Genomic DNA, 17,252 nt, shown 5'->3' with positions numbered 1-17,252 from the left:
ATACTACTAAAACACATCAGCAGGGTCAGCCGATTGTAGTTTCCGCATAGAAATTACGCCAGAAATAACACACATAACAATCGTGAGTATCAGCACTAATATGGCTCGTGGTAGCTTCATCCCAATGGGTAAAAGGGTAGCCGCATAGGCAATCTGAAATAGACCAAGCGCCAGGAGGAAACCTGGAATATAACCCAACACAGCGAGGAGCAATGCCTCTTGCATCAAAACACCGAGTAAATAGCGATCGCTATACCCCATGGCTTTCAACGTAGCGTATTCAGGGAGGTGATCGGACACATCAGAATAGAGAATTTGATAGACAATAACTACACCGACAATGAATCCTACAACTACGCCCAAGCCGAAAATAAAGCCAATGCCACCACTTTGCCAGTAATCGATTTCAATTTGGGCAAATTCTTGAGGGGTGAGGATTTTAATATCATTAGGTAAAGTCGTAACGAGGCGCGATCGCACTTGATCAACATCCGCGCCCGGTTTTAAATTAATCAAACCAACGGCAATTTGATTGGGTTGGTTATCAGGAAATAGTTTCAGGAATGTTGAATCACTGGTTATAATATTTCCATCTGCACCAAACGAAGCACCTAGAGTAAACAAGTCAACAATCTGAAGATTCTGGCCATTCACCTGAGCTTCCAGAGTTTTTTCTTGTTTCAAAAGGTCTGCAATAGGGCCATATTCGGGTCGAGAAGCGCGGTCAAATAGAGCTTGATTTAAGAGTTTAAGTCGCTCCAAGTTTTGATTCACTTCTGGTAAATTAAAAGCCGGATTGGCGGGATCAATGCCCCATACTAAGATGCCGCGACTGAGGCGAGTTTGGGAATTTCGCCACTGGGCAATGTTAATGTACAACCCACGAATTGATTCAACTCTGTCATCACTTAAGGTTTGATAGAGTCGCTCTCTGGGAAAGTTTTTGATGTAAAACAGAGTTTGAAATTGGGGATTAATTAATACTAAATCTGCCTGAAGATTCTGGTGTGATTTTGTTGCCCCGTCTAGTAGTGCATCTAAAAAACCGAGTTGAATAAACATGAGCATATCTGCAAAGGCAATTCCTGCCAGTGCTACGGCGAGGCGTGTTCTTTCTCGACTGACTTGAAACCAAGCTAGGGGTGTTTTACGAAATAGTTTGGGCAGCATGGTAAACCTACCTCATATCATTTTGATGGAAGAATAACGAACCACAGAGGCCCAGAGTACACAGAGAAGAGGAGAGGAAAAAGAGAGAATTTCACATCTCATTGAGTATTTCTATATCAAACATTCGTTATAAATTAGGACATCGTATATTTACTCTTGAATCGCAACTTTTACTTGTAAGTTGGTCAACCCTGCAACTCGCTGACTATCTTCAGGATTTAGATGGATTTTTACCTCTATCACTCGCTGATCAAGGTTTTCTCCTGGTTGATTGCTAAAAACATTTTGCCGACTCACCTGTAATCCAATTTCGCTGACGGTTCCTTGGAGTTCACCCAAAAAGGCTTGGCTGGTAACTAGGGCTTTTTGTCCCAACTTAACTTTGCCAATATCGGTTTGATAAACTTCGGCAACCACTGCCATCTGGGAGGTTTGCCCCAAATAGGCAATTCCCGATTCACTAATTTTTTCTCCAGGACGAGTGTGAATCTTTAAAATCTGTCCGACAATTGGGGCACGGATATAGGCTAAATTTAATTCTGTTTGAGCGCGTTTGACTTCGGTAACGGCTTGATCGACTTCTGTTTGAGCTGCCTGCACATCCACAGGACGAACTTCAGTAATCTGATTGAGGGTAGCTTTGGCTTGCTTGAGTTGCTCTTGCAATGTCTCTGCTGTCCGCTTTTGGGTGGCTGTCGCTTGGTTAAATTGAGCTTGGGCAGTTTCCAGAGTGAGGCGCTTGCTATCGAGCTTTGAGGCCGATTCAGCACCTTCCCGGTACAGTATTTGAAAGCGGTTGTACTCTGCACGAGCATTGTTGAGTTCGGCTTGGTAGCGTGCGATCGCCGCTGTTTGAGTGGAAAGTTCTCCCTCTAATTCGGCCTGTAATCGGGTAATTTCTGCTTTTTGAGCGGTAATTTCTCCGGTTTTAGCTCCTGCTTTTACTTGGGCTAAGCGGGACTGGGCAACTCTCACTTGTTGTTTGGCTTGCTCTAAGGCGGATTGTAAGCGATCGCGCGAATCGAGAATCGCAATTACTTGTCCCTGCTGCACCTGATCGCCCTGCTTAATCAAAACTTGAGCAACGCGATCGCCATCCAAACTCACCGGCGCTGAGAGGCGAATCACTTCACCCATCGGTTCGAGTCGTCCCAACGCACTCACTTTTTTGACAATTGGAGTCGTTTCTATGGGTTGGGAGGGTTTGCGATCGCCAATCATACCAAACCGGGATGCGCCATAAAAAACCGTCGCACCTGTAACGGCAGTAGCCGCTATGATCAGTCCAATTAGCCACCGCTTGGATGGTTTTGATAATAATTGCGAACTCATGTTTGCTCCTGTTTCTGTTGTGGTTTTAGGTACAGCGTTAGCATTTTCCCCAACAGTTCGGCTTGCTCTTCGATGGGTACGACTTCTCCCTCGAATAGTCGAACTAAGAGTAAACCCATCAGCAGACTGATACTAAAGTTGATCAGGGCGCGGTCTTGGATGCCCAAAAGTTCAGTCATCACCTGTCTACTTTCCTCAAACATTTGTTTGAGTGTCTCGTTGTTAATTACCTCTTCTCTGTCTTGCTGTTGGTAAAAATTAACTCCGACTAAGATTTGTTTGTAAAAGTAGTCTTCATGTTGGGCATGGAAGGCAAATAAGGCTGCAATTCGCTCTTCTAGTGTTTCGGCATTTTCGAGTACAGTGGCGATCGCTTGATTGTCTTGTCGGGTTTGTTCCTCTACCAATTGCCAAAACAGCTCTTTTTTACTCGGAAAATAGTGATATAGCGTTCCTGTCGAAACCCCCAGTCCCTTGGCAATCTCCCGCATGGTAATCGAGGCATAACCCTTCTGTGCAAATAAATCGAAGCACTTGAGCAGAAGTTCTTTGCGGTATTGATCGTGGTCAACAATCTTTGGCATGGTCAGGATTACTTTATATCGAACGTCCGATATATTATAAGTCACCACACCTATGCCCTAAGATTGTTCGTCTTGGGCGTTTTCCTTATATCGAACGGTTGATATATTTATAGCACAACCTATTTAGGCTGGAGAAGGGGCTTTGACCAAAAAAGGTAGAAGGCAGAAGGCAGAACGCAGAAGACAGAACGCAGAAGGCAGAACGCAGAAGACAGAAGGCAGAACGCAGAAGGCAGAAGGCAGAAGACAGAAGACAGAAGGCAGAACGCAGAAGGCAGAAGGCAGAAGGCAGAACGCAGAAGGCAGAACGCAGAAGACAGAAGGAATGCCTTCGCTATGGGCCCACGACCTTAGGAAGTAAGGGTATCAAGCTCATGAGTGAACAAATTTCACTGGCTCCCGTTCAGCCGGAGATAAGAGTGAGGAGAGTCCCAATCCCCATCTGAACGGAAACTTCTGCCTTCTGCCTTTCCTCTTCTGCCTTTTTCAACCAAATGGCGAATTCTTCCTTCATGTCTGAGTCAGAAGCCAACCCTAGGCACAATCCAAACGGGTATTAGGCGATAACTGCAATACATTCAATTTCGACCAACACATCCTTAGGCAGACGGGAAACCTGGACACAGGCACGAGCTGGGGCGGATTCTTCCTGGAAGTATCGGGCATAAACTTGGTTCATGGCGGCAAAATCATTCATATCTGCCAGAAAGACGGATGTTTTCACGATTTCTTGAGTTGTCGCACCTGCTGCCGTCAGGATCGCTTCTAGATTTGCCATCACTTGTTCGGTTTGCTGGACGACATCATTACCCCCGACAATCTCACCCGTTTTGGGGTCGAGGGGAATTTGACCGGCGACAAAAACCAATTGACCACTGGCGGCGATCGCTTGATTATAAGGGCCAACGGGTGCAGGTGCGTTGTCGGTACGAATCACGTTTCGGGTCATAGTCTTGAGTCCAGGGAGGTCGATTCAGCAAATTGTCCCAAAAAACAATATAGCGATTCTCCTATTAGTGCAATACAGTCTGACCTCTCCCCCAACCCCTCTCCTACCAGGAGAGGGGAGTAAGTTTTCTTCCCACAACCCCAGAAAGGACTATAGAATCGAGTCAATCCTGTGAGAAGAATGAGCGATTGGAGCGATGAAGACGCTAGCCAAATGGTCTGTGGATGACTATCACCGCATGATCGAAGCGGGAATTTTGCACGATCGCCGCGTGGAGTTGCTAGCAGGCGAAATTGTTGAAATGAGTCCAGAAACCCCGATTCATTACAATACGGCAAAGCGAGGTGCAAAATACCTGGAGGAGTTGCTAGCAGGCAAAGCCGATGTTCGTTTCAATGGACCGATTACACTACCTGACTCCGAACCCGAACCGGATATTGCCATTGTTCGACTGCCAGAGTCTGCATACAACGATCGCCATCCTGGACGTGATGATATCTGTTGGGTCGTAGAGGTGGCTAAGACTAGCCTGAAAAAAGACTTAGACCTCAAAACTTCTATCTACGCATCTGCTGAAATTCAAGAGTATTGGATATTGGATTTATCTGCTAGGCGAATGATTGTCTTGCGAGAGCCTCAGAATGGTCAGTACGCTAAACAACAGGTTATCCGTGAAGGAGTGATTCCCTTCGGGATAGCTTCGCTTCACGCGCCTTTAGCATTTCCAGATATTCAGGTATCTGTTGAAAGGCTTTTGGCTTGAGTGCGAGAGCGTTGCGAGAAGAGCGAAGCGCAGATCAGTTTTGCTGGTGCCCCTTGGCAATCGCTCCCTACTTCAGCGCCCTGATGCTTGCGGTTTATGAGCGATCGCCACCACTGCCAGGATTCCTACGGGTAAAAGTATGTTCTCTAGCTTCACAGGGAACCTCAGAAATTCATCCTTTCTAAGTCTGGCAGCTTTTCACGGAGGGAGGCGTTCACTTTCCTTGAAAGGTGTGAGGCGGTAATTTTGAGGGGTGATCGCTTCTCGTACTGCTTCGGTTTGGGAGAGTGGACTTCGAGGAGGAGGGTGCGATCGCTCCAGAAAATCAGTACATTTTCAGGGATGTAAGTCATCTTCTGATTCTGACTCGCTTTGGTCAGCCTCATCTCGTATGGCGTGATTTACCCTACTATCCTTATATGGATCATAAGAAGTATTGGGTAGATTTTGAGCACCCAGAACTCTTAAAAGGTAAACATTTCGTTCATCAAGCCCTATTGCATCTGCTAAATCTGCACCATACCAATTCCGTAACAAGCTTGTGTCATCATTAGGCAAATAACGACCCGTTTTTATTTCAATAGTCAAATCTTTTCCCTCAATTGTTAGAAGGCGAATCACTTCTTCACCTACATCGTAATTAAGCAAAAATATAGATTTAATTTTTTGTATCCACTTGGATTGTTTGTCTTCTATAAGGCTAAGTACTACCTCATTATCTTGAAGGACAGAATGTAATTCAGGCTCGTTTAAATCATCAAGTAGATGTGAATAATAAAAAACTACTTTACTATTACTACTCAAAGTCATACTCTTAATCCAACCCGATCTAGTTACATTTACATTCTTTAAATTAACTCCTCGTAAGGACGCATTTACTAGCTTAGAGTTTATATCCAATTTAGCTCTGTTTAGATCGGCATATTCTAAGTTGCATTCTGTGAGATCAGCATTCGATAAGTCAGCCCAAATCAAATTAGTACCTGCAATATTCTGCCCTCTCAAAGCTTGCCTATCATATCGAACTAGAATAGTTGCAATATTCCCGCCAAGTATACCCACTTCCTCTGAAGATTTACCCTTGGTTCCTCTGATGAGAGACAGTAGCCTTGTGTTGACTTTATTTTGATCCGGAGAGATCATATTTATGAGCAAATTTAGAATAGCACCAGCTCGCTCTATTTCAATCCTGTTAGCTGTAGTTAGCGGTTCTTTCCCAACAGTTTCGGCAAGCAAACTTACTGTTTCGGGAATAAACTCTCCAAGAGAAGGAATAGGCTCAATATCCCCTTTACCATCACATTGGCGATAGAAGTAGGATGACCAAGTGTAATTAGATGATAGGGCTTCATTTAGATGAGATTGCGCTTTATCTAACTCTATAAAATCAGGAGCTAATATTCCTAGTTCAGCAGCAAATTTGTAGGCTACGAAAAACTCCAATAGTGAGCGGTGCGCTGGTGTGTAATCACCGTCAGCATTACGGATGAGCATGGTCTGACCCATCATGTCAAAGTGCCAATGATCTAGATATTTTTGCTCCTGCACAGCATGGCTGAACAAGCGACGGAGTCGATCCGGGAAAAGCCGATAGTTGAGGCTCATTTGGTTAGTAGACAGCATTTCCCATGACAATTCACACAGGAAATAGAGTTTATCGGCTAACGAGGTAAAAGTACGTTCTGCCTTAATGTCTCGCTCCATTTTCGTCCGTACAGCATAGAGAACGTATAGCAGAAGATATCTTGGTTTTCTTCCTTTTTCACCTCATCACGAGCAGCAGGACTAATCCGGCGAGATGCGACTAGCCAACCTTCTATAGTTTTTTGCTCATTGACAGTCCGCTGTAAAGCTACAACATCACCTAGCTTCCCCTCACCCTCAACACCCCGCACAAGAATGCGGTCGTATCCTCGTCGTGCTGGAATATTAATAATCCACTCGAAATAGTTATCTCCTTCTACGTTATAGCTATCAAATTTGTAGCCCAGAGTCTCAAACCAACCCCTCATTTGCTGCGTTAGAATGAACGTCCCAATTTTTTCATTCTTTGACTCACCTGCTGGCTGAAGTTCTTGATAACTCCGGGACTGTATAGCTAATTCAAGTAAAATTTCACTGGGTGCCTTGAGTCTGGATATCTGTTCTTGTATATCAGATACACTTCGCATCAGGGTGTCGAGCTTCCGATCCCGCAAAACTTCAGATGGTGTACGTGTGCTGTTGGCAACGTCAATGAAGACCATAGCAAAAGCGGCAAATTCGGGAAGCAGGTCAACGCTTAGTTCTTTTATTTCATCACCCAAAGCATAGCCATCAATAAATTCTTGACCTTTTTTGATGAGGATTAGAAAGTCATTCTGTTCAAATGCTTCACGGAAAGCCCGTTTAATATCTTCCTGTCGAAACAATTCCAGAATTTGCCGTGGTTTTCCCACCCCGTACTTTACGAGAGTATAAGCATAGACACCAGAAAAGTCAGCAGGTGGATGCTCTGGGTCAAGACCAACTTTCTCTAATAATTTAATTACTGTCTCATTACGCTCAAGCTTATTTTTTATGGGAGTAGCTGCCGCACTAGCGATTGTCGTGATTACCTTCGCTAACGGGTTGAAGTTATCTCCTGTCATAAATCCTCTATAGAGATTAAAGTGATATGAGCTGGTGCTTACTGACTATTAGGTACAAGCATCAGTAGAGTTAGTTTCTTTAACATAGAACTCAGATTAATAACTCCCTCTACCTTCCTACTACGGTAGACTGTAAGCCAACTTCAACAGAGCATTGCGAAACTTAGTTTCAGATGCCGTTGGCACAACCAAAGAGCGATCGCTCCCCTTAACCATCCATCTGATTCGGCTCTGGTAGGAACTCAGGATTCATCACTTGTTCTGAAGTGTAGGGGCATTCTTCTGGAAAAACCTGTTCGTCCAACTGAGTCTCTCGAATTGCCAAAGCTAAGCCTAGCTCGTAAGCAGCAAGAAAAACCTCATCTAGATAAGACTTCAAACTAGGGCTATCCTGCAAAAGCAACCTGATCTGAACCCGTTGTTCTCGAATTGTACCCAACCAACTATTGCTGCGTTTGTCAGATTGAAATTGCCACTTCAGGAGGTGTCCTAACAACACTCCTAGTCGATTTCTCAGTTCTTGTCGCTCTTTTCTGCCCAAAGATTCAATTTCCTCAATCAGATTGATCGTGTCTAATCGATCCCACTGCTGAGCTTTGAGCAGCGTCACCTGCTCTTGAGTCCAGCCATAAAAATCTGTTTCATAAAGGTGAGATGTATACATTTTCATGGACTCTCATTAATTTTATTCATCGTCATGAATTGCCCAAAGCCAAATAATCTGCTCGATAGCAATCCGCTTCCCCAATCCTGGCTTTAATATCCGAACTGAGAACAAGGCAAGGGCTATTATTGAGGTGATTACATAATAGCTTTATTAAGTTACTCGCAATAATAATAATATGAGGCTTCTTTGCCCCAACCCTTGCATAAACTTGTCCACGTCTATACTCATGCTTGATCGGGCTGACTTGCTCTCCCTCTAAATAATCTTCTCTTAAGATATAGAATTGGTTTTTGCTAACAGTCATTTGATGTCCTGATAGTCATGAGCAGTTGCTTCTGAAACTTAGAAGAACGGCCCCTAAATAGGTTGTGCTATTTGGTATACTTTAACCCAACTTCAACAGAGCCTTGGGGAACTTCGTTGCAAAGACTATTGCCACAACCCAAAAGCGCTCGCGTTAACAAGGCGAGGCGTAACCCAGTGCGGCAACTTTCAGCAGATCGCCATTTCTTCATTAAAATACTTGCATAAATCGCCAACCCCAAGCTGATAACTCCTATAGCTGCACAAGCCAACTCCCAACCCCCGTCCCGACGTTAAAGGTTCTTCTACTCCATTGAGACAATGCTGGCTCTATGCGTATTTTATTTTTACACTCCAACTTTCCAGCCCAGTTTCGGCACCTCGCTGTCGCCTTAGCTCAAGACTCCAAACATAAAGTTGTCTTCGGCACGACTCGCAAGGAAGGAACGCTCCCCGGAGTCTATAAAGCTATCTATACCCCCTCGCGCGAAGCTCACCCCCAAACTCATCACTATGTGCGAACTTTGGAAAATGCGGTGCTTCAGGGTCAAGCCGTTTATCGTCTCGCTGACCAACTCAAGGCTCAAAGCTTTATCCCAGATGTGGTTTATGCTCATTCCGGTTGGGGGCCAAGTTTATTTATAAAAGATATCTTTCCCAAAGCTAAGCTTCTTTGCTACTTTGAATGGTTTTATCATGCTCACGGTTCAGATGCCGACTTTGACCCCAGTGAACCCCTGACGGCTGACGATGAAGCTCGTATTCGCATCAAGAATGCACCCATATTAATCGATCTCTATAGTTGCGATCGCGGACTGGCTCCCACCTATTGGCAACAACAGCAATTCCCACCGGAATATCACAACAAAATTAAGGTTCACCATGATGGCGTGGATACTCAATTCTTCCAGCCCCAACCAGGCGCGAAGTTATTCCTACCCCGCATCAATCTAGACTTGCGAGAAGTTCCTGAAATCGTGACCTATGTGGCGCGGGGAATGGAACCCTATCGAGGCTTTCCGCAATTAATTGAGACTGTAGCATTGCTGCAAAAGCGACGCCCTCAGTGTCATGTTGTGATTGTCGGAGAAAACCGCGTAGCTTATGGCAGGACGCTGCCCGACGGCAAAACCTACAAGGATGTAATGCTGGAAAAAGTGCCCCTCGACCTCAACCGAGTCCACTTTACCGGTTTGCTCCCTTACCCGGAATACTTGCAAGTTCTCCAAGCAAGTTCCGTCCATCTTTACCTTACCCGCCCGTTCGTTTTGTCCTGGTCAATGCTAGAAGCACTATCCACCGGTTGTTTGGTGGTGGCTTCTCATACAGCGCCCGTAACTGAGATGATTCAGGACGGTGTCAATGGTCTGTTGGTCGATTTTTTCGATACCCAAGCCATTTGCGATCGCATCGAATATGCTCTTGACAATCCGACGCAGATGGTATCCATTCGCCATCAAGCGAGGGAAACCATTTTAGAGCGTTACGATTTGGCTCAATTATTACCACAACACTTGCAGTGGATACAGGAAATTACTGAACAATGAAAACAGCCGCGATTCTTTATCAGCCAGACGGATTCGAGACTCAAGGTCAGCGCTTAATGGGTCGTCAAGCCGCAGGTGAGGGATTCCTCAAAGCGTTAGCGCGTCATGGCAAGGCAGAATCTCTGTATTGTTCGACCAAGGACAAGGCAGGATTTGAAGCATTTTCTCAACAGGTTCGCCCTTGGCTATCGAACTCTCGCCAAATTCGCTGGCTTCCCGCAGGTAATCCCTTAGCTCTGGCAGAAGCGGGTACTCTCTACAGACCCGACCCCCTGATTAACGAACTGGCTTGGCAACGGCGGTTTGCCAACCAACAGGCATACAGCCTCTGCGGCGTCACCCATACCCTGGCGAGTAAAGGGGCAATGGAGGGTATTGGGAACCTGCTTATCGCCCCTATCCAGCCTTGGGATGCTGTCATCTGCACCTCTAGGGCTGTCAAAACCATGGTTGAACGGCTCCTAGGAACTTGGTCAGAGTATCTTGCTGTGCGCCTGGGTGCTAAGCCTGCCGTTCAGTTCAGGCTGCCGGTGATTCCCCTCGGAGTTGATTGTGAGGCGTTTCCTCAAGGTCAGGTCGCCCAAGAAACTCGAAGTCAGTTGCGCCAAAAACTGGGAATTGGCCCGGATGACCTGGTGGTCTTGTTTGTCGGTCGGTTGATCTTCAATGCCAAAGCTCATCCCGTCCCCATGTATCTGGCGATGGAACGGGCTGCTCAAGCCACGAATGCCAAGGTGCATCTAATCCAGGCGGGTTGGTTTGAAGACGAACAACAAGAAGTGGCCTTTAAAAACACGGCCTCTGTTTTTAGCCCTACCGTTAACCATCTGTTTGTGGATGGACGCCAACCAGAGATTCGCCAAAATATTTGGTCTGTCGCAGATGTCTTTATCTCCCTGGCAGACAATATCCAGGAAACCTTTGGGCTAACTCCAGTTGAGGCAATGGCGGCGGGTTTACCGGTTGTTGTAGCAGATTGGGACGGTTATAAGGATACGGTACGCCACGAATTGGATGGTTTTCGGGTTCCTACCCTGATGCCGCCTCCCGGATGCGGTTTGGATTTTGCGGCAAATTACCACGATGACAATCTAAACTACAGCACCTATGTCGGTCATATCAGTCTGATGACGGCGGTGGACGTTGATGCCTGTACCGAGGCGTTAACCGTTTTATTGACTCAGCCAGAAGTCCGGCAACGTTTGGGCGAAAATGGTCGAGTTCGTGCGCGTGAAATCTATGATTGGTCAGTCGTGATTGGGGCGTATGAAGCCCTGTGGGAAGAATTAGCTGAGATACGGACAAAAGCAACCGTATCAGCGCCTGTGGCTCCGGGAAAACCGCCCCATCCTTTGTGTAACGACCCCTTTCATCTGTTAGCTCACTATCCTACCCAGAGTTTGAGTCAGGATATGGTTCTCAGTCTCGGTGCGATGGCAGCACCGGAAAAATTGCAGGCACTCCGCACCACTTGGATGACGAACTTTGGGGCAGACAAGCGCTCGCCAACTGCGATCATCGATCAGGTACTAGAAGCGATCGCGAAAGAAGGCTCTCTAAAAGTAGCTGACATTCTACAGCGCTTCGCTGGCTCGGAACTGGGGGCTGTGGTCTATCTATCCCGAACCTTGGTGTATCTGCTCAAGTTTGATGTATTGCGACAGGTGCGCTGAACTAGTTTAAGAAGGCAGAAGGCAGAAGGCAAGAAAGTTTGTACCGTAAGCTTTTTAACCTTTTTCAACTGGCACCAGATTCATTGTTCGTTGCGAGAAGGGCAAATCATTTCGATACAACCGTTGCAAAAACTCAATCTGCTCCTTGGGCGTAATTTTCAGCGGCCCCTGCAACCAGAAGCGATCAATATCTTTCATCGCCGTTGCATTACGCTGAGGATTGTGTTCGTAGGTTCGGTTTTGCTTGGAGTCGTAAATTAAAATCGATCCTTCTAGTCCTAATTGTTTAAAGTGCTGTCCCAAATCTGGCGTTTGAGCCGTAGTTAAGGTTGGAGGTTGAGGTGAACTCGAAGAGGATTGAGCGAGAACGCCCACTTTGAAGCTAATCGCAATTAGCAAGACAAGGCATCCCATCATGGGAATGAGTACAGAGCGTGAGCGCCAAAGACGAAACAGAATTTTTTCTCCTTACGGATGAAATAGATGGCAGCTGATACTTTAAAACGGGTCACTAGAGTCTTTGGCTTTACTTCGTAGCCTATACAATCAGCTTGCGAATTTTCAATAAATGCGGTAGCTTCTTGATAAAGACTTGCAAGATATATTCCCGTATAGACGTATAGAGGTTAATTACCCAGGTTCAGGCAGGAACGTCTGGTGAAATTGCCGTGACCAAAATTAGCTTGTAGCTAAGCAAAACGCCGGCTGACCGGATGGTCTGTTGCAGCTAGCGGAACTCGTGGTTGTAGGTCTTCAAAAAAGCCGCTGAGTCTAAGAGCTATCTAATGGCTCTGAGGGGGACATCTGCACATTTTTAACACCATGGCTCATCCTCATTTTCTCAAAAACTGGCCTGCTCCTGTACAGATTCTGATTCGACCGATGTGGTTAATCTCACTCGGATTCCACGCCCTACTGCTGAGTATACCAATCCCTTCTCAACAACAGGCTGAGCCGCCTTCTGAGAAAAAATCCGTTAAAGTTACGCAGTTGCCTCCTCCGCCTTCTCCCCAACCCTCCCCAACGGTTCAACGACCCACACCCTCCCCTGTAGTGCAACCGAGCACGCTCCTACCTGTCATACCCTCACCTAGAGTACAGCCGAGCACATCACTGATTATTAAACCCTCTCCACGACTTCAGCAACCTCAGCCGTCTCCTACTGTGGCGCAAAACACGCCAACCCCGGCACCAACACCAACACCAAGTCCCACGCCAACACCAACACCAAGTCCCACGCCAACACCAACACCAAGTCCCACGCCAACACCAACACCAAGTCCCACACCAAGTCCCACACCCACGCCAACCCCGGCACCAACACCAAGTCCCACGCCAAGTCCCACGCCAACGCCAACACCAACACCAAGTCCCACGCCAACACCAACACCAAGTCCGACACCAAGTCCCACGCCAGATGACCCCTTGGCAGAGTTTCCCCAGATTGAGGGAGCTCAAGCGGGTTGTAATGGTTTACTAGGGTGTTGGCAAACACCAGAAACGCAGTGGCGTGATGTATCGAGCAATCTCGAACAGAAGCTAGAAGCTAAAGGGTATCAAGTGAAGGCGTTAGATCTCGAAGATGACACGGGAAGAAGAGTATATGAGGTGTCTAAGGCAGGTGAGATCAAGTATTATCTCAACGTACTTTCCACAAACCGAGGTACAGTGTACAAAATGTCTCAAGAGCCACTGACCCGCGAACAACTCAATCAGGCGGCGGCGCTCTAGGCAACTGAAATCAATTCCATGGAAAAACCGATTCGATATGCACCTACCCCCTCTGGAAGCGTCAGCCGCAAGCCAGTATTTCCCCGTGTGCGTTTCAGTGGCTGGACGGTTCTGGTTATCGCGATCGCTTTTCTCATCTCGACGCCAGTCCTATTTGTCTTGGGCAACATCTTCACGGACTCTGGCGAGGTTTGGAAGCATCTAGCCGAAACAGTCTTGTGGCGTTACATCACCAACTCGTTTTGGTTGATGATGGGGGTCGGCTGGGGTGTTTTAGTGATTGGGGTGGGGACGGCATGGCTGGTAACGATGTGCCGCTTTCTGGGTAGTCGTCTATTTGAATGGGCACTATTGCTTCCTCTGGCTGCACCGGCTTATGTGCTGGCTTACACCTATACTGACTTTTTGGAATTTTCGGGACCTGTACAAACAGCACTGCGTAATCTGTTTGGTTGGGGGTATGGGGACTATTGGTTTCCCAATGTGCGATCGCTTTGGGGAGCAATTGTCATGCTGACATTAGTCCTGTATCCCTACGTTTATCTGCTGGCGCGAGTTGCCTTTTTAGAGCAATCCGTGTGTACCCTAGAGGCCAGCCGGACGCTGGGTTGTGGCCCTTGGCGCAGTTTCGCTACCGTTGCCTTACCTTTGGCACGACCTTCCATCGTTGCTGGTTTAGCACTCGCTCTGATGGAAACCCTGAACGACTTCGGCACCGTGCAGTATTTTGGTGTTGATACCTTTACGACCGGCATCTATCGGACTTGGTTTGGATTGGGTGAGCGAGTGGCGGCAACTCAACTGGCAGCTTTTCTGTTGTTATTCATCCTCTGGTTGATTTTGCTGGAGCGTTGGTCGCGTCGTCGAGCGCGATATTATCAGAGTGCCGCCGCACACCGCCGACTGCCGAGTTATCAACTCCGGGGAATACGGGCTATCGGTGCTGGATTGGCTTGTTTTGTCCCCCTCGCTCTGGGTTTTCTGCTTCCAGCCGTCATTCTGTTGGATATGACGATTAAAAATGCCGAAATTACCTTAGATGATCGCTTTTGGGGCTTTGCTCGTAATAGTTTCATCCTGGCTGCACTCACTGCCACTTTGGGAGTCGCGATTGCAATTGTAATGGCCTATGGGTTACGTCTGCGATCAAATGCGGCGATGCGTCTCTCAGCACGCGTTGCTTCAATGGGTTACGCTGTGCCCGGTTCGGTGATTGCCGTGGGTATCCTCATCCCTATTGGTAGGCTCGATAATGCGATCGATGCTTGGATGCGAAGCAGCTTTGGCATCTCAACGGGTTTGCTCTTGAGTGGCACCATTACCGCGCTGGTATTTGCTTATTTAGTGCGTTTCCTTGCCGTTTCCTTCAGCACCGTTGAGGCAAGCCTGGGCAAAATCAAGCCGAGTTTAGATGATGCGGCGCGATCGCTCGGATACAACTCAACGAGTACTCTGGTTAAAGTACATATCCCCCTTATGTGGGGCGGTTTGCTGACGGCAGGAATGATGGTCTTTGTGGATGTGATGAAGGAACTGCCAGCCACACTGATCGTTAGACCTTTTAATTTTGACACCCTAGCCGTTCGAGTATACAATCTGGCTTCCGACGAGCGGTTAGCGGAGGCAGCAGGGCCAGCACTAGCGATCGTCGCGGTGGGGATTATACCCGTCATTCTCTTGAGTTTGAGGATTGCTGGGTCTGGGAGAAATCGAATTAATAGCTAAATGATGAAATCAAGAATTCTTGTTGCATTACTGTTGCTGTTCACCCTTTGCAGTTGTCAAGCGTCGGAAAACGAAGGGGAAAAATTGAAGGCGCAATTAAAAGAAACTAAAAAATGCCCCGGTTGCGAATTGAATAGCGTTGATCTGACGGGTACTGATTTGACTGGCGCTGATCTGAGTGGGGCAAAGCTCAATGATGCTAATCTGAGTGGTGTAAAGCTGAATAATGCCAATCTCAGTGGAGCTTTCCTAGATAGCGCCAAGCTGAATGATGCCAATCTCAGTGGTGCCAACCTCAGTGCTGCGGGATTAGCGACAGCTAATCTCAAGAGTGCCAACCTCACTGGTGCCAATCTGAGTAGTGCTTACTTAAAGGGAGCAGACTTAACGGGTTCTGTTTTGAACAATGCCAACCTGAAAGAAGCAGACTTAAGTACTGCCAAGCTAGAGGGTGCCAAGCTAGAGGGTGCGAACCTCAGTGGCGCAATCATGCCTGATGGAAGCATCAAAAAATAACTGTTTGCTCTTTATTTGTGTTTCATTAAGTTGTAAATGACTGCCAATAAAATGGCGCACCCGTTGAAAGGGTACGCCTGTTTTACCTAAAAGATTAGAGGGGTTTGTGCTGCATCTCTATTTTATTTCCATCCAGCACGATCCATGATTTTAAGGGCGTCCGGATTGTTCTTGCCAAACACGGCAGCAAGAGTTTTTTCATCGCCCTTTAATTGACCAAATGTCTTAACAACATCAGCCGGAGTAACACTCTTAATGATGGGGTATTCATAGTTATTCTTGGCAAAGATTTCTTGAGCTTCTGGACTTGCCAGGTACTCAATAAACTGTTGTGCTGCCTGTTTATTTTTGGAAGTCTTCACAACAGCCGCGCCACAGATGTTAACGTGGGTACCCCGATCTCTCTGATTGGGGAAGAACACACCAACTTTTTGTGCGATCGCTTTTTCTTCCGGCTTCTTGGAATTCGCAAGGCGGGCGACGTAGTAATGGTTAGCGATCGCAATGTCCCCTACACCATCCGCAACTGCCTTAATTTGAGCCGTATCATTGCCTTCTGGGGGACGGGCGAAGTTGCCAACAAGACCGCGTACCCATTCCTCAGTTTTTTCAGGGCCATGTGCTGCGAGTAACCACCCCACGAGAGACTGGTTGTAGACGTTACTTGATGAGCGCACGAGGATTTTACCTTTCCATTTAGGATTGGCTAAATCTTCGTAAGTTGACAGTTGGGATGGATTCACCCTGTCTTTGTTGTATACAATGACTCGCGCCCGCCTCGATAGACCAAACCAGGTCTTGTCCGGGTCTCTAAGGTTTGCTGGAATTGCAGTGTCCAGCACCCGCGAAGAAATAGGTTGCAAGATTCCAGATTCTTTTGCCCGCCATAGGTTACCAGCGTCCACAGTAACTATCACATCGGCTGGGCTATTGGCACCTTCGCTTTTAATCCGTTCGATTAATTCTTCAGCTTTAGCCTCAACTAAGTTGACCTTGATGCTTGTCTTTCTGGTAAAGCTTTCGTATAGTGCATTATCAGTGTCATAATGACGTGCGGAATAAAGGTTAATCACTTTTTCCTGGGCAACGCCGGGGGCTGGCTGAGTCAAATGCCCCACCGCCACTACAAGTAGCGCGGTGATGGCAGCCATCAAGACACGTCGAGTAATTTTCATCTTCTCTATTAGTATTTTTGTTTGACTTCTACCTTCGAGGTATTGTACTACTAATGCAATTAATTCTTGATTAAGCCCTAAACATTTTTCTACCTTATAACCGAGAAGTGCTGGTATCTAGGTTTTACCTTAGATATTCTTCTGGCGCGGGGTTGCGATTGGGCGCGTGATTATCTGAAGAATAACTCCAAGCTCGAAAAGAGCGATCGCACTCTCTGCGACGATATTCCCACTCCCAAGTGAGGCTGACTTTTTCACGGGATGTGGAAAAAGGAGACTGGTTCGCGGCGCTACGCTGCAAACCATGACCCAAAAAAGGAGGCTCAAAGGTAAAGTTATAACGAGCGCGAGTGAGTTACTTAATACCAATTTCCTAAATACCTGCTACAGATAAAGCCTCTAAAATAAATTGCCATCCTGTCAAAGAACTAATGACTTGAGTACTTAATTGGCTCAAGATTTTTTGCACAGAATTTCTCAAATCCTG

18 protein-coding genes and 1 pseudogene are annotated in these 17,252 nt (G+C 46.8%); 6 read left to right on the top strand and 13 right to left on the bottom strand.

Features of this window, described 5'->3' with window-relative positions:
* Positions 1-6 precede the first annotated feature (6 nt).
* From devC to NDI48_27465, 4 genes are all read right to left on the bottom strand, one after another.
* A complete protein-coding gene (gene devC, locus NDI48_27480; GenBank protein ID MEP0834908.1) occupies positions 7-1,170 on the bottom strand; it encodes an ABC transporter permease DevC in 1,164 nt (387 codons plus the stop codon).
* A gap of 150 nt (positions 1,171-1,320) precedes the next feature.
* Positions 1,321-2,502, bottom strand: a complete 1,182-nt coding sequence (locus tag NDI48_27475; protein ID MEP0834907.1) for an ABC exporter membrane fusion protein — start codon at positions 2,500-2,502, stop codon at positions 1,321-1,323.
* Positions 2,499-3,086, bottom strand: coding sequence for a TetR/AcrR family transcriptional regulator (locus NDI48_27470; protein ID MEP0834906.1), 588 nt, complete (start codon positions 3,084-3,086; stop codon positions 2,499-2,501). The genes NDI48_27475 and NDI48_27470 overlap by 4 nt, the downstream gene beginning before the upstream one ends.
* Before the next feature lie 556 nt (positions 3,087-3,642).
* Positions 3,643-4,035 (bottom strand): RidA family protein, encoded by a 393-nt coding sequence (locus NDI48_27465; protein MEP0834905.1) that lies wholly within the window; start codon positions 4,033-4,035, stop codon positions 3,643-3,645.
* Between the two features lie 196 nt (positions 4,036-4,231).
* Here NDI48_27465 and NDI48_27460 point away from each other — a divergent pair, with 196 nt between their 5' ends.
* Complete coding sequence (locus tag NDI48_27460; GenBank protein MEP0834904.1) at positions 4,232-4,798, top strand: Uma2 family endonuclease; 567 nt, start codon at positions 4,232-4,234, stop codon at positions 4,796-4,798.
* Positions 4,799-4,962: 164 nt separating this feature from the next.
* On the opposite strand, the gene NDI48_27455 is transcribed toward NDI48_27460, so the two are convergent.
* The 6 genes from NDI48_27455 to NDI48_27430 form a co-directional block, all read right to left on the bottom strand.
* Positions 4,963-5,151: a hypothetical protein gene (locus NDI48_27455; GenBank protein ID MEP0834903.1), complete on the bottom strand. Its 189-nt coding sequence runs from the start codon at positions 5,149-5,151 to the stop codon at positions 4,963-4,965.
* Positions 5,135-6,502 carry a pentapeptide repeat-containing protein gene (locus NDI48_27450; GenBank protein MEP0834902.1) on the bottom strand — a complete coding sequence of 456 codons (1,368 nt, stop codon included), beginning with the start codon at positions 6,500-6,502 and terminating at the stop codon, positions 5,135-5,137. The genes NDI48_27455 and NDI48_27450 overlap by 17 nt, the downstream gene beginning before the upstream one ends.
* Positions 6,460-7,428, bottom strand: coding sequence for a hypothetical protein (locus NDI48_27445; protein ID MEP0834901.1), 969 nt, complete (start codon positions 7,426-7,428; stop codon positions 6,460-6,462). The genes NDI48_27450 and NDI48_27445 overlap by 43 nt, the downstream gene beginning before the upstream one ends.
* 208 nt (positions 7,429-7,636) lie before the next feature.
* Complete coding sequence (locus NDI48_27440) at positions 7,637-8,092, bottom strand: DUF29 domain-containing protein (GenBank protein MEP0834900.1); 456 nt, start codon at positions 8,090-8,092, stop codon at positions 7,637-7,639.
* A gap of 31 nt (positions 8,093-8,123) precedes the next feature.
* Positions 8,124-8,399, bottom strand: coding sequence for a Uma2 family endonuclease (locus tag NDI48_27435; GenBank protein MEP0834899.1), 276 nt, complete (start codon positions 8,397-8,399; stop codon positions 8,124-8,126).
* 67 nt (positions 8,400-8,466) lie between these two features.
* On the bottom strand, positions 8,467-8,610 hold the full coding sequence (locus NDI48_27430) for a hypothetical protein (protein MEP0834898.1): 144 nt from the start codon (positions 8,608-8,610) through the stop codon (positions 8,467-8,469).
* A gap of 120 nt (positions 8,611-8,730) precedes the next feature.
* Between NDI48_27430 and NDI48_27425 the strand changes: the two genes are divergently transcribed.
* Positions 8,731-9,945 carry a glycosyltransferase family 4 protein gene (locus tag NDI48_27425; protein MEP0834897.1) on the top strand — a complete coding sequence of 405 codons (1,215 nt, stop codon included), beginning with the start codon at positions 8,731-8,733 and terminating at the stop codon, positions 9,943-9,945.
* Positions 9,942-11,618, top strand: coding sequence for a glycosyltransferase family 4 protein (locus NDI48_27420; GenBank protein ID MEP0834896.1), 1,677 nt, complete (start codon positions 9,942-9,944; stop codon positions 11,616-11,618). Before NDI48_27425 ends, NDI48_27420 begins: the two co-directional genes overlap by 4 nt.
* A gap of 54 nt (positions 11,619-11,672) precedes the next feature.
* Here the strand turns inward: NDI48_27420 and NDI48_27415 are convergent, their stop codons facing one another.
* On the bottom strand, positions 11,673-12,035 hold the full coding sequence (locus NDI48_27415; GenBank protein MEP0834895.1) for a hypothetical protein: 363 nt from the start codon (positions 12,033-12,035) through the stop codon (positions 11,673-11,675).
* 576 nt (positions 12,036-12,611) lie between these two features.
* On the opposite strand from NDI48_27415, the pseudogene NDI48_27410 reads away from it, so the two are divergent.
* The 3 genes and pseudogenes from NDI48_27410 (at position 12,612) to NDI48_27400 (ending at position 15,590) form a co-directional block, all read left to right on the top strand.
* Positions 12,612-13,349: pseudogene (locus NDI48_27410) on the top strand (PepSY domain-containing protein).
* Between the two features lie 18 nt (positions 13,350-13,367).
* Complete coding sequence (locus NDI48_27405) at positions 13,368-15,074, top strand: iron ABC transporter permease (protein MEP0834894.1); 1,707 nt, start codon at positions 13,368-13,370, stop codon at positions 15,072-15,074.
* Positions 15,075-15,590: a pentapeptide repeat-containing protein gene (locus tag NDI48_27400; protein ID MEP0834893.1), complete on the top strand. Its 516-nt coding sequence runs from the start codon at positions 15,075-15,077 to the stop codon at positions 15,588-15,590. It begins immediately after the preceding gene.
* Between the two features lie 122 nt (positions 15,591-15,712).
* On the opposite strand, the gene NDI48_27395 is transcribed toward NDI48_27400, so the two are convergent.
* The gene (locus tag NDI48_27395) at positions 15,713-16,765 is read right to left on the bottom strand and encodes a Fe(3+) ABC transporter substrate-binding protein (protein MEP0834892.1); all 1,053 of its coding nucleotides are present in this window, start codon (positions 16,763-16,765) and stop codon (positions 15,713-15,715) included.
* Positions 16,766-16,889: 124 nt separating this feature from the next.
* Positions 16,890-17,066 (bottom strand): hypothetical protein, encoded by a 177-nt coding sequence (locus NDI48_27390; GenBank protein MEP0834891.1) that lies wholly within the window; start codon positions 17,064-17,066, stop codon positions 16,890-16,892.
* Positions 17,067-17,252: the final 186 nt, after the last annotated feature.

It is taken from the genome of Microcoleus sp. AS-A8, from assembly GCA_039962225.1.
In the GTDB taxonomy this organism is placed as follows: Bacteria; Cyanobacteriota; Cyanobacteriia; order Cyanobacteriales; family Coleofasciculaceae; genus Allocoleopsis.
The sequence above is the reverse complement of the archived record's forward strand: the minus strand, read 5'-3'. Positions and strand labels throughout refer to the sequence as shown.